Annotated in this window: 8 protein-coding genes and 1 tRNA gene; 5 read left to right on the top strand and 4 right to left on the bottom strand. The window is 70.1% G+C overall.

Annotation, left to right across the window (positions count from 1 at the left end):
• Positions 1 to 426: 426 nt before the first annotated feature.
• Positions 427 to 1,803 (bottom strand): zinc-dependent metalloprotease, encoded by a 1,377-nt coding sequence (locus PX701_RS05375; RefSeq protein ID WP_374201106.1) that lies wholly within the window; start codon positions 1,801 to 1,803, stop codon positions 427 to 429.
• Positions 1,804 to 1,971: 168 nt separating this feature from the next.
• On the opposite strand from PX701_RS05375, the gene PX701_RS05380 reads away from it, so the two are divergent.
• The 3 genes from PX701_RS05380 to PX701_RS05390 are packed head-to-tail and all read left to right on the top strand — an operon-like array spanning position 1,972 to position 6,961.
• A complete protein-coding gene (locus PX701_RS05380) occupies positions 1,972 to 3,084 on the top strand; it encodes a YlbL family protein (RefSeq protein ID WP_275505701.1) in 1,113 nt (370 codons plus the stop codon).
• Positions 3,085 to 3,143: 59 nt separating this feature from the next.
• Positions 3,144 to 6,095, top strand: coding sequence for a UPF0182 family membrane protein (locus PX701_RS05385; RefSeq protein WP_376931416.1), 2,952 nt, complete (start codon positions 3,144 to 3,146; stop codon positions 6,093 to 6,095).
• A 2-nt stretch (positions 6,096 to 6,097) separates the two neighbouring features.
• Positions 6,098 to 6,961 carry a class I SAM-dependent methyltransferase gene (locus PX701_RS05390; RefSeq protein WP_275505703.1) on the top strand — a complete coding sequence of 288 codons (864 nt, stop codon included), beginning with the start codon at positions 6,098 to 6,100 and terminating at the stop codon, positions 6,959 to 6,961.
• A gap of 84 nt (positions 6,962 to 7,045) precedes the next feature.
• On the opposite strand, the gene PX701_RS05395 is transcribed toward PX701_RS05390, so the two are convergent.
• A complete protein-coding gene (locus tag PX701_RS05395) occupies positions 7,046 to 8,398 on the bottom strand; it encodes a glycoside hydrolase family 18 protein (protein ID WP_231430552.1) in 1,353 nt (450 codons plus the stop codon).
• A 302-nt stretch (positions 8,399 to 8,700) separates the two neighbouring features.
• On the opposite strand from PX701_RS05395, the gene PX701_RS05400 reads away from it, so the two are divergent.
• A tRNA-Met gene (locus PX701_RS05400) sits at positions 8,701 to 8,774 on the top strand.
• Between the two features lie 90 nt (positions 8,775 to 8,864).
• On the opposite strand, the gene PX701_RS05405 is transcribed toward PX701_RS05400, so the two are convergent.
• Positions 8,865 to 9,200 (bottom strand): hypothetical protein, encoded by a 336-nt coding sequence (locus PX701_RS05405; RefSeq protein WP_275505704.1) that lies wholly within the window; start codon positions 9,198 to 9,200, stop codon positions 8,865 to 8,867.
• A gap of 163 nt (positions 9,201 to 9,363) precedes the next feature.
• Here PX701_RS05405 and PX701_RS05410 point away from each other — a divergent pair, with 163 nt between their 5' ends.
• Entirely contained in the window at positions 9,364 to 9,894 is a 531-nt protein-coding gene (locus PX701_RS05410; RefSeq protein WP_275505705.1) for a ClbS/DfsB family four-helix bundle protein, read from the top strand.
• A gap of 75 nt (positions 9,895 to 9,969) precedes the next feature.
• On the opposite strand, the gene PX701_RS05415 is transcribed toward PX701_RS05410, so the two are convergent.
• On the bottom strand, positions 9,970 to 12,114 hold the full coding sequence (locus PX701_RS05415; RefSeq protein WP_275505706.1) for a M6 family metallopeptidase: 2,145 nt from the start codon (positions 12,112 to 12,114) through the stop codon (positions 9,970 to 9,972).
• Positions 12,115 to 12,328 lie beyond the last annotated feature (214 nt).

Here is a 12,328-nt window from a genome sequence, read left to right on the forward strand (position 1 = left end):
CGAGCATGGCCGACAGGCGCGCGGCGAAGGGTGCCGGCCCGTCGACGACGACGAGTGCCCGCGCCCCCGTCTCGGCGGGTGCACGGTCGGAGGCGTCGTCGGCCTCGTCGGAGTCCGCGACGAACGCCGGCGCGAGCAGCGCGAGCACGCGATCGATGTCGCCGGGAGACCCGTCGAGGCCGGCGCCGATCGTGCGCACCGTCGCGAGGCTCGCGCCGTGGCGCAGCAGGCCGATGAGCCCGGTCTCGAGCGGGCCGGGGTCGTCGATGATCACGCGCGGGGTCTCGGCGCCGAGCTGCAGCTCGACGGGCGAGCGCCAGACGAGCGGGAGGGCCGGATCGATTCGCGGAGCCATGCCGAGAGCATGCCCCAGGACCCGACACCGCCGCGGAATCCTTCCACAGGGTGCCCTCGTGCGATGAGCGCTCAGGCCTCGGGCGACTCGCCGTCTTCTCCGGGGCCGGCCGGCGTCTCGCCGCGGAGGAGCTGCTCGAGGGCCTGGTCGAACTCGTCGTCGGCCTCGTTCTCGGCGCTGTCGGCACCGGTGAGCCGTGCGATGAGCCCGCTCGGGTCGTCGAGGTCGTCGGCCGTCGGCAGGAGGTCGGGATGCGCCCACAGCGCGTCGCGCGCCTCGACGCCGACCGCGTCGGTGACGGCCCGCCACATCGCGGTCGCCTCGCGGAGGCGGCGCGGACGCAGCTCGAGGCCGACGAGCGTCGCGAACGCCGACTCGGCGGGGCCGCCCGACGCACGTCGCCGTCGGATCGTCTCGGCGATCGCGTCGGTACGGGGGAGTCGGCCGGTCGCGTCGGCGGTGGCGGCGTCGACCCAGCCCTCCACGAGCGCGAGCATCGTCTCGAGGCGGGCGAGGGCGCCCTGCTGCGCCTCGCTCTTCGGGCGGATCAGCGCACCCGACACGACCGCCTGCCGCAGCTCTTCGGTGTTCGACGGGTCGAAGCCCTCGGCCAGCTGCTCGAGCCGGTCGGTGTCGATGTCGATGCCCTTCGCGAACGCGGTGATCGCCGTGATGAAGTGCAGCCGCAGCCACCGCGCGTGGCGGAAGAGCCGAGCGTGCGCGAGCTCGCGCACGGCGAGGTACAACTCGACCTGGTCGGTGGGGATGTCGAGGCCCTGGCCGAACTCGGCGGCGTTCTGCGGCAGGATGGCCGCCCGCGAGTCGTCGAGCAGGGGCAGCCCGACGTCGCCGCCGGAGACGACCTCGGTCGAGAGCTGGCCGACGACCTGGCCGAGCTGCATGGCGAACAGCGTGCCGCCGATGCCGCGCAGCATGCGGCTCGCGTTCTCGATCATGCCGCGCATCTCTTCGGGCGCCTGCTCGAGCATCACGCGCGTGAGCGCGTCGGAGATCGAGAGGGCGACCGGTTCGGCCAGCTGCGTCCAGATCGGCATCGTCGCGGCGACCCACGCCCTGCGGGTGAGGAGTTCGGGCGTCTGCGGCAGCGACGAGAAGTCGACCGCCTCGTCGAGCCACAGCGAGGCGACCTGGAACGCCTGGTCGAACCGGGCCCGCTCGGCGTCGGAGATCTGCTGCTGGCCCGCCGCGGCGCGCTCCTCGCCCTGTCGGGTGGCGATGCTCCAGTCGATGCCGTCGCCGCTGTGGTTCATCGCCTGCTGCAACTGCCCGAACAGCGCCGCGACGCTCGCCGGGTCGTCGGGCAGGCCGGCCGCGCCGGCGAGCTTCGACGGGTCGATGCCACCGGCACCCGAGAGCAGCTCCCGCAGCATCTCGCGGAACTCGTCCTCCGGGCTCCGGTCGCCGGGTTCACCCTGCTGATCGGCCACGTGCGCCACCTCCACGTCTCGTCGCTTCAACCGTAACGCGACGATCCCGGGTGGCGACCGGGAAATGGCCTAGGCTGGCTCTTCGGGTGTCCGCCCTTCGCGAACAGCGCCGGCCTGGCCGCCCCCGCAACCCCCGCACCCGCTGCGATCGGCGCGAAAGGATGCCCGATGGCCCTCTTCTCCGACGACTCCTCGTCGGCGCATCACCGGCACGAGTGGTCGCTCCGCGAGCGCATCGGCTGGGGCTCCGTCACGGTCGCGGTCGTGATCGGGCTCGTCTTCGCCGTGATGCCGTCGCCCTACGTGATCGAGGCGCCCGGTCCCGTCTACGACACCCTCGGCTCGGCCGAGAACGCCGATGGCGATGAGGTGCCGCTGATCCACATCCCCGGCGAGACGACCTATCCGACCGACGGCGAGCTCAACCTGCTCACGGTCTCCGTGTTCGGCAAGCCCGGCAACACCCCCAGCTGGATCGAGGTGATGACGGCATGGTTCGACCGCACGCGCTCGGTCATGCCGATCGAGGCCGTCTTCCCGCCCGGGGTGTCGAACTCCGACCGCGATGCGCAGAACCAGGCCGCGATGGTCGACTCCCAGCAGGACGCGATCGCGGCGGCGCTCGTGGAGCTGGGCTACGACTTCCCCCGCGAGGTGACCGTCGTGTCGCTGCTCGACGACTCGCCCGCGGCCGGGGTCATCGAGCCCGACGACGTCATCGTCTCGCTCGACGGCACCCCGGTGCACTCGATCGGCGAACTGCAGCAGGCGGTCGGCGAGCACGGCACGGACGACCCGGCGGAGATCGTGATCGAGCGCGACGGCGAGCAGCAGACCGTCGAGGTGACACCGGTCGACAACGGGGGCACGCCCGTGCTCGGGGTCGGCGTTCGCATGCACTACGAGTTCCCGGTCGACGTCGAACTGCAGCTCGACAACGTGGGCGGCCCGAGCGCCGGCATGATGTTCGCGCTCGGCATCGTCGACGAGCTGACGCCGGGCGCCATGACCGGCGGCGAGGTCGTAGCGGGCACCGGCACGATCGACTCGGCGGGCCGGGTGGGCCCGATCGGCGGCATCCGCCAGAAGCTGTGGGGTGCCGAGGGCGCGGGCGCCGACTGGTTCCTCGCGCCCGAGTCGAACTGCGACGAGGTGGTCGGGCATGTCCCCGACGGCCTGAACGTCTTCGCGGTGTCGACGCTCGACCAGGCGCGCACGATCGTCGAGGACCTCGCCGACGGCGAGGTGACGGGTTCCTACCCGTCGTGCGACGCCTCCTGACCAGCAGATTCCAAGCATCGCGACTCTAGGATGGAGTCCCGATCCCATCCCGACCGAACATGAGGCCGAGAGTGTCAGCACAGCCGCAAGAACCGAGGATTCCGCGCCGTCGCGCGCCGATCGCCATCACGATCGGCATCGTGGTGGTGCTCGTCATCGCGTTCTTCGTGTTCACCGGCCTCTACGCCGACGTGCTCTGGTACCAGCAGCTCGGATTCCTCTCGGTGCTCACCACCGAGTGGATCGCCCGTGCCTCGCTGTTCGTGATCGGCTTCCTCGCGATGGCCCTGCCGGTGTGGGGCTCGATCCAGATCGCGTACCGCACGCGCCCGGTGTACGCGAAGCTCAACTCGCAGCTCGACCGCTACCAGGAGGTGTTCGAGCCGCTCCGCCGGCTCGCCATGTACGGCATCCCGGTGGTCCTCGGCGTCTTCGCCGGTGTCTCCGCCTCGAGCCGCTGGGAGGTCACCCTCGCGTGGCTGAACCGCACCCCCTTCGGGCAGACCGACCCGCAGTTCGGCCTCGACATCGGGTTCTACATCTTCGAGCTCCCCTTCTATCGCGGGGTCGTCGGCTTCGCGTCGGCGGTCGTCCTGCTCTCGGTGCTGCTCGTCATCGCGACGAACTACCTCTACGGAGCCATCCGCGTCTCGGGCCGCGAGGTCGTCATCTCGAAGTCGGCGCGCATCCAGATCGCGGTCACGGCGGGCATCTACCTCCTGCTGCAGGGCATCAGCATCTGGCTCGACCAGTACGCCACCGTCACCGAATCGGGCTCGCTCATCACGGGTGCCGCGTACACCGACGTCAACGCGGTGATCCCGGGCCGAGGCATCCTCGCCGGTGTCGCGGTCGTCGTCGCCGTGCTCTTCTTCGTGACCGCGATCATCGGAAGGTGGCGGCTGCCCCTCATCGGCACGGCGCTGCTCATCGTCACGAGCCTGCTCATCGGCACCCTCTACCCGTGGGTCGTGCAGCGCTTCCAGGTCGACCCGAGCGCGAAGTCGCTCGAGGCGCCGTACATCCAGCGCAACATCGACCTCACCCGCGACGCGTACGGCGTCGCGGAGGTCGAGGAGATCCCGTTCGAGGCGAAGACCGACGCCGAGCCGGGCGCGCTCCGCTCCGACGCCGAGACGACCGCGAACATCCGCCTGATGGACCCGCTCGTGATCTCGCCCGCCTTCGAACAGCTCGAGCAGTTCCGCCAGTACTACCAGTTCCCGAAGCAGCTCGACGTCGACCGCTACGACATCGACGGTGAGACCCAGGACACCGTGGTCGCCGTCCGCGACGTCAAGCTCTCGGGCCTCGGCGACGCCGAGACCTGGTTCAACTCGCACCTCGTGTACACGCACGGCTACGGCCTCGTCGCCGCGGCCGGCAACCAGCGCTCGGTCGACGGCCAGCCCGTCTTCATCCAGTCCGGCATCCCGCAGTCGGGCACGCTCGGCGACTTCGAGCCTCGCGTGTACTTCGGCGAGGGATCGCCGCAGTACTCGATCGTGGGCGGCCCGAAGGGCAGCGATCCGATCGAGCTCGACTACCCGGCGGGCGGCGACAACGAGCAGCAGACGCAGACGACCTTCGCGGGCGACGGCGGGCCGAAGCTCGACAACGTGTTCACGAAGCTCGTCTACGCGCTCAAGTTCCAGTCGGAGCAGATCTTCCTCTCCGACGAGGTCACGACCGACTCGCAGATCCTCTACGATCGCGACCCGATCCAGCGCGTGCAGAAGGTCGCGCCGTACCTCACGCTCGACTCCGACACCTACCCGACCGTCGTCGACGGGCGCATCGTGTGGGTCGTCGACGGGTACACGCTGAGCGACCAGTACCCGTACTCGAACAAGGTGAGCATGTCGGAGGCGATCGCCGACAGCGAAGGCCTCACCCCGTCGCTCGCGTTCGACGAGGTCAACTACATCCGCAACTCGGTGAAGGCCACGGTCGACGCCTACGACGGCACGGTCACGCTCTACGCGTGGGACGAAGAGGACCCCATGCTGCAGACATGGCAGAAGGTCTTCCCGACGACGGTCGAGCCGATGAGCAAGATGTCGGGCGAGCTCATGAGCCACGTGCGCTACCCGTCCGACCTGTTCAAGGTGCAGCGCGCCGTGCTCGGCCGCTACCACGTCACCGAGGCGAGTCCGTTCTACTCGCGCGAAGACGCGTGGACGACGCCGAAGGAGCCGACCGCGGGCGCGAACACCGCCTTGCTGCAGCCGCCGTACTACCTGACGATGCAGATGCCGGGCCAGGACGCACCGGCCTACTCGCTCTACTCGACGTTCATCCCCGAGGCGCGGGGCGACCAGAGCCGCAACGTGCTGCGCGGGTATCTCGCGGTCGACTCCGACGCAGGTGCAGAAGACGGCAAGCGGTCGGACGGCTACGGCAAGCTCAGGCTGCTCACGCTCCCCGAGGACGACAACGTGCCCGGCCCCGGCCAGGTCCAGGCGAAGTTCAACTCCGATCCGAGCGTGTCGCAGTCGCTCAACCTGCTGAAGCAGGGTCAGTCCGACGTCATCAACGGCAACCTGCTCACGGTGCCCGTCGGCGGGGGACTGCTCTACGTGCAGCCGGTCTACGTGAAGTCGACGGGCAACACGAGCTACCCGCTGCTGCAGAAGGTGCTCGTCGCGTTCGGCGACCAGATCGCCTTCCAGGACACGCTCGACCAGGCGCTGAACGTGCTGTTCGGCGGTGACTCGGGCGCGACCACGGGCGACGAGAACGTCGAGCCCGAGCCGGGCGGCGAGGGCGAGAACGGCGGTTCGACGCCGACGACGCCCGAGACGCCGAGCGACGAGATGCAGGCGCTGCTGAACCAGGCCAAGCAGGCGCTGAAGAACAAGCAGACCGCACTCGCGGAGGGCGACTGGACCGCATACGGCCAGGCCGACGCGCAGCTGGCCGACATCATCTCGAAGATGATCGCCCTGACCGACGAGTCGGGCGGCGGCACGACCGACGGCGGCACGACCGACGGCGGTTCAGGCGACTGACGATGGGCTTCGACCTGCGCGACGGCGAGTGGCTCGACGACAACCGGGCCAACTGGGACGAGCGCGTCGGGGTGCACCTGGCGAGCGACTTCTACGACCAGGCGCCGCTGCGCGCCGGCGGGGGAGTGCTCGACCCGATCGCCGCGGCCGGCATCGACCGGCTGCATCCCGACGGCCTCGAGAGCGTCCGGGTGCTGCACCTGCAGTGCCACTTCGGCTCGGACACGCTCTCGCTCGTGAACCGCGGCGCGACGGCGGTCGGCATCGACTTCGCCCCCGCGGCCGTCGCCGAGGCTCGGCGCATGGCCGCCGAGCTCGGCGTCGAAGGTCGCGCGCGGTTCATCGAGTCCAACGTCTACGACGCCCGGCACATGCTGCCGGAGCCCGAGTCGTTCGACCTCGTCTTCGCGACCTGGGGCACGATCAACTGGCTGCCCGACATCGCCGAGTGGGCGCGCATCGTCGCCTGGTTCCTGAAGCCGGGCGGTCGCCTGTACTTCGCCGAGGGGCATCCGTCGGCGATGGTGCTCGACGGGGCGGACGGACCCGGTGGGTTGCCGACGATCAGCTACGCGTACGACAACGCCGGGCAGCCCGACGTGCTCGACGATCCGAGCGACTACGCCGACCCCGGGGCGAAGCTCGTCAACTCCCGCAACTGGGAATGGCTGCATCCGCTCAGCACGGTGCTCGGCGCGCTGCGCGACGCCGGCCTCGAGGTCGAGGCGTTCGACGAGCACTACTCGGTGCCGTGGCAGATCTACCCGGCGACGCCCGCGCTCGGCGAGGGCATGTACGGCTGGCCGGCCGAGCACTGGCTGCCGCTCTCGTACGAGATCGTCGCGCGCAACCCGTCGGCGGCGTAGCGACCCGCGTCGGGCCCGCGACCGCGAGCAGCACGGATGCCTCGGAGCGTGCCCGCTCCGAGGCATCCGCCGTCCTCCGGGGAATCAGCCGAGCGGGCCCTCCTCGGCCGCGCGCAGCGTCTCACCGAGCGCGCCGCCGAGCTCGTTGCGGTAGTCGCCCGAGAGGTCCCACCACATCGCGCCGCCGTAGCCCTGTTCGGCGAGCCATTCGGCCTTCTGCTCGACCGACTTCGGGTCGTCGAGGCTCCACCACTGGCCGGTCGCCGCGTCGTAGCGCCAGGAGGCGCCGATCGCGGGGTCGTAGTAGCCCTCGCCGATCGAGCGGATCTCGTAGTACGGCTTCGTGCCGATCGAGCTGACGGCGGGGTCGGGCGTCCACACGGCGCGGTCGCCGACGGTCACGCCCGTCCAGCCCTGGCCGTAGGCGGGGATGCCGACGTTGAGCTGTTCCGGCCGGGCGCCGGCGGCCGTGTAGAGGCCGACCGCGTTGTCGAGGGCGAGGCCCCAGTTGTTCGAGCCGTCCGGGTGCAGGTTGCCCTGGTGGCCCGTGTTGCCCGTCCAGCCGCCCGCGTAGTCGTAGCCCTGGATGTTGAGCCAGTCGACGACGTCGAAGAGGCGCGGGTCGGTCCAGCCGCCCGCGTTCGTGTTCCAGCCGCCCGCGGGGGCGAACGCGGTCAGCAGGTAGTCCTCGCCCGTCTCGGCGCCGTACGCGTCGAGCTGGCGGCGGAACTCCTCCATGAGCGCGAGGAAGTTCTCACGGTCGGCGGGGGAGGCGTTGGCCGTCTCGCCGCCGTTGACCGGCCACTCCCAGTCGACGTCGATGCCGTCGAAGACGCCGGCCGCGGCGCCGGGGCCGCCGAGATGGCCGACCCTCGGCAGGTCGCCCTTCAGGTAGAGGTCGATGCACGACGAGACGAGCCGCTCGCGGCTCTCGGCGGTCGCCGCGGCGGCCGAGAAGTTGTCCGACCAGGTCCAGCCGCCGAGCGAGATGAGCACCTTCGTCTCGGGGCTCACGGCCTTGAGCTTCTTGAGCTGGTTGAAGTTGCCGGCGAGGCGCTGATGCCGGTTCGGCAGGTCGCGCTTGCCGTCGACCGAGTCCTGCGGCGAGACGAGTCGCAGGTAGTCGTTGTACGCATCGCCCTCGCCCGCGACATCCGTGATCTCGCAGGCGAGGTTCGCGGTGACGTTGCCGAACGCGTAGTTGATGTGGGTGACGTCCTCGATGGCACCCGTCGTGAGCAGGTCCTCGATCTCGAAGTCACGGGTCACCGGGGTGTCGGCCATCAGGTAGCCGACGCTCCGGTAGCCGTTGATGTCGCTCGGGCCTTCGGGCCCGTCGTGGCCCTTCGCAACGGCGGGGGCGGCCGCGGAGGCGGCGATGAGCGCGGTGGTGGCGGCGGCGATGGCCGCGCCGCGCAGGAGGGGGCGTGGTGACATGGAATCCTCATCGATCGTGGTCTGCCGGCCGCCGCGGGTGCGGCGGTTGCCGGGACACTACCAAGGCCGTCCACGTAAGTTAAGACTCCTCACAAAGGTTCGCGGATGTCGCGAGCGAAGCCGCACGGTCGCTGTGGAGACCTCCAATCGAATCGCGCGGGCGTGCACATGCTGCACACCCGCGGCCGAGGGCTCGGCGTGATTTCCGCCTCCCGATGAGCGTGCTCGCCGCAGCGGTCGCGGGGCGAGAAGGCGGCCGATTGGACGGTGCCCGTTTCCCGTGCTAGTGTTTTCTCTTGTGCCGCGGGGTGGAGCAGTTCGGTAGCTCGCTGGGCTCATAACCCAGAGGTCGTAGGTTCAAATCCTGCCCCCGCAACGAGAAGAAGGCCCGGAATCGTCGAGATTCCGGGCCTTCTGCTTTCTGCGCCGGGCACTTGCACGGGCGACGTCACCGTCTGCGGCGGCGTCAATTCCCATCGCGTCGCTTCGTCTCGTCGGTGTAGTCGGCCTTGTGCCAGTGCTCGCCCTGCGCCGCGCGCCAGCGGCCCTCTCGTCGCTGCGCCGCCCCGCGACCGGCCGCCGCATCGGCGTCGGCCACGGAGTCGACCTGGGCGTCCGCCTCGACGTCGGCATCGACCCGGGCGTCGGCGTCGGCGTCAGCGTGGGCGTCGACCCGCGCGTCGGCGTCAGCCTGGGCGTCGGCGGCGTCGGCCTCGTTTCCGGAGGCGTCGAGCGATCCGCCTTCGGTCTCCCAACGCTCGTCCGCTCGAGCGCCTTCGCGTGGAGCGCGTTTCTTGTTCATGGGCACCTCCTCTTCAGCGCCCGGAGTCCGTGATGTCCTCCGCTTCGCAGTATCGGCACTCAACATGTGCGCACTCACAGGTAACCGGGCGCGCACGCGGCTCACGGCGATCGACGTGCACCGACCCGGCCGACCGCCGCCGTGGGGCCCCTACGATGGCCACATGCCCGTACCCGAGACCGCCGTCGCCCTGCAGGCCGCCGCGATGCGCGGATTCCGCACGCTCGAGGACGTGATTGACGTGATCCCGCCGGCCGTTCGCGATCGGCCGTTCCCGATCGCCCCTGCGTCCGCCGAGGCATCCGGCGTTCCGGGCGCCGGGCGCGACCGCGACCTGCAGGACGTGCTCAACCACCTGCACGCGTGGCACGAGCTGCTGCTCGGCTGGCTCGATGCGATCGATGCGGGCACGACGCCGGCCTATCCGGCCGAGGGCTACGACTGGGAGCACCTGGACGCACTCAACCGGTCGCTGCGCGACAAGTACCGCGTGCGCGACGTCGCGCGGGCGTTCGCCCGCGTCCAGGCGAGCCATGCCGCCGCCCTCGCGCGGGTGTCGGCCATCGGCGGCGACGTGCTCTTCGATGCGGATCGGTTCGACTGGCTCGGCCAGCCGCTCGCGGTACCCGCGCACGAGTGTCTCGGCGGGCACTACGGCTGGGCCGTCGAGGCGATCGCGGCGCGGTTCGACTGACGCATGCCGGGGCCGGGAGGGTGCGAAATCCTCCCGGCCCCGAGCGGCTCGGCACGCCGAGCCGACGGCCCGGCCTCAGCCGGACTTGCGGTTCCCCGTGTTCGTGACCGTGAGCGTGTACCCGGCGTCGAGGTACGTCAGGTCGCCCGTCGGCAGGTTCGACACGAGCGTCACGAAGTCGCGGTTGTTGCCGCTCGCGCACTTCGTCTGGAAGCCGGCCTTTGAGATCGCGTCGCCCTCGAGCCGGTAGACGAAGTTGCCCGCGTCGTCGGTGATCTCGAAGGGCGAGTCGACGCCCGGCGTCAGGTCGCAGGTCGCGACGATCTGGAGCGTCCAGTTGTTGTCCTGGAGTCCCGTCGTCTCGAACCATTCGCCCTCGTCCGACGACAGCGTCGCCGCGGTGCCGTTCACCATCACGTCGTCGACGAACCAGCCCGTGTCGAGGTACGCCGCGTCGGTGGAGTACCGGAACTGCACGTCGGTCGTGCCGGCGGGCAGCTGCGCCGTGTAGTGCACGTACACCGGCTCGTCGACGAAGTACTCACCGCCCGAGGTGCCGGTCAGGCCGTTGCCCGTCGGGTTGTTGCCGTGCGGGTCGTCATCGGTCGTCACCTCGGTGCCGGCGTCGTCGACGAGGGGCACCGTGACCCACTCGCCGCCGACGAGCGCCTCGACGAATCCGTAGTCCCAGCCCTCCTCGATGAAGTGCCAGGTCCAGAAGTCGAGCGAGGTCACCGCTCCGGTGACGTCCACGTCGAGGACGTTCTCCGACTGGCTCTCGTAGCCGGCGTACCAGTGCGTGTCGCCGGTGTGGGGTGCGATCCGCGTGGTGTCGTCGCCGTCGAGCGCGACGGTGACGGTCGGCCCGGGGTTGCGGAAACGCTCGACCTGGATACCGTACGGCAGCGCCACGTCGCTCGAGGGGTTCGCCCGGCGCAGCCACTTGGCCTCGGGCTGGGCGCCCTGGTTCGAGCCCCGGCCCTCCCAGAACTGGTCGTCGGCGATGTCGAAGGTCCAGTTCGTGAACGCGGGGTCGCCGAAGTCGACGGCCTTGATGTCGAAACGGTCGGATGCCTCGTCGTCGAGGTAGACGGCGACCGCCCAGTCGCGGTAGAGGTCCTCGGCCGAGCGGAGCTCGGCGCCCGTCTCGCCGTTGAAGGCGTCGATGGCGGCCTGCACGCCCTCCATGCCGTCGGCCGGGTTCTCGAAGATGAGCTTGATCAGCAGGTCGCCGCCCTCGCCGTCGTATTCGAGATCGGGTTCGTAGGTTCCGTCGCCGTTGCCGCCGGCCTGCTCCCACAGGTACTGGAAGAAGGTGTACGCGGCGCCGTAGTTCTCGAGGCCGCCGCCCCATCTGGTCAACGACGTCTCGGCGTAGAACACCTGGTGGTAGGTGAGGTGCGAGCCTCCGACGTCGTAGCCGTTGAGGAACACCGCGAAGTCGGCGAGGCCCTCGTCGACCCAGGAGAGTTCCCCGGGATCGCTGTAGTTGTGCAGCAGGTGCTCCAACTCGTGCGCGATGACGCCCTCGTAGAGGGTCGGCTGGTCGTTGTCGGGGTCGTCGTCGTTCCACTCCGAGTCGGCGGGGCCGACCCGGTTCGCCCAGTCGTACGCGTCGATCACGATGGCGTTCATGCCCGACGAGTCGATGAACTCGGGGGCGAAGTACCCGGCGGTGTACGTGGTCTCCGTGCAGTCGTAGTACTGGGTGTCCTGCACGTTGTAGACCACCATGACGAGCGAGTCGCTCGCGGGCTCGTCGGGGTCGGCCGCGTCCATGGGCCCGAAGTGCTCCTCGTCGACGGCGACGATCTGGTTCGAGAGCTCGGCGCCCATGTAGTCGATCTGCGCCTGCGTGAGCGTGTAGTCGGCGACGTCGGCGTCGGCGCACGGCACGAACTCGTCGTCGGGGGTGGGGTCGAAGGCGGGGTCGAGGCTGTCGACGCCGGTCGGCGCGCTGCCGTCGAGCGGCGTGCCCACGGGCACGTAGATGTACACGGGGGTGTCGTCGGGCGTCGTGCCTGCGTAGACCCGGGTGAAGTCCTGGTCGTAGGTGCCGCCGGCCTCGCTGTCGTTGATCGGCAGCGTGATCGTCGGTTCGCCCGGAAGGTTCAGGTGGTCGTCGGCCTGGGCCGGCATGGCGGATGCCGCGACGAAGGCCGCGGCGGCGACGGCGATGCTCGTGGCGGCGCCGACCGCCCTTGATGGTACTCGGAGCACGGCGGTGTCCCATTTCTCTCGTGGACCCGTGGCGCCGGACGGTCTGCCCTTCGTCGCGCGGGACCGATCTGTTCGGAGTCCGCGTCGTCGCGGCCTCCGTGATGAACCCGGCCAGTACAGCACCTCGGAATTCTCATCGGAAGGGGCTTGCACACCCGCCCGTGATGCGCAGTACCGCGTCGCCACCCGCCGATCGGGAGTGCGGGCGACGCTT

Source organism: Agromyces chromiiresistens, assembly GCF_029167465.1.
GTDB lineage: Bacteria > Actinomycetota > Actinomycetes > Actinomycetales > Microbacteriaceae > Agromyces > Agromyces chromiiresistens.

Excerpts from the sequence above, each read along its gene's own strand:
- PX701_RS05380 (WP_275505701.1), top strand. The coding sequence starts at position 1,972 with ATGGCCCTCTTCTCCGACGACTCCTCGTCGGCGCATCACCGGCACGAG.
- PX701_RS05385 (WP_376931416.1), top strand. The coding sequence starts at position 3,144 with ATGAGGCCGAGAGTGTCAGCACAGCCGCAAGAACCGAGGATTCCGCGC.
- PX701_RS05390 (WP_275505703.1), top strand. The coding sequence starts at position 6,098 with ATGGGCTTCGACCTGCGCGACGGCGAGTGGCTCGACGACAACCGGGCC.
- PX701_RS05395 (WP_231430552.1), bottom strand. The coding sequence starts at position 8,398 with ATGTCACCACGCCCCCTCCTGCGCGGCGCGGCCATCGCCGCCGCCACC.
- PX701_RS05405 (WP_275505704.1), bottom strand. The coding sequence starts at position 9,200 with ATGAACAAGAAACGCGCTCCACGCGAAGGCGCTCGAGCGGACGAGCGT.
- PX701_RS05410 (WP_275505705.1), top strand. The coding sequence starts at position 9,364 with ATGCCCGTACCCGAGACCGCCGTCGCCCTGCAGGCCGCCGCGATGCGC.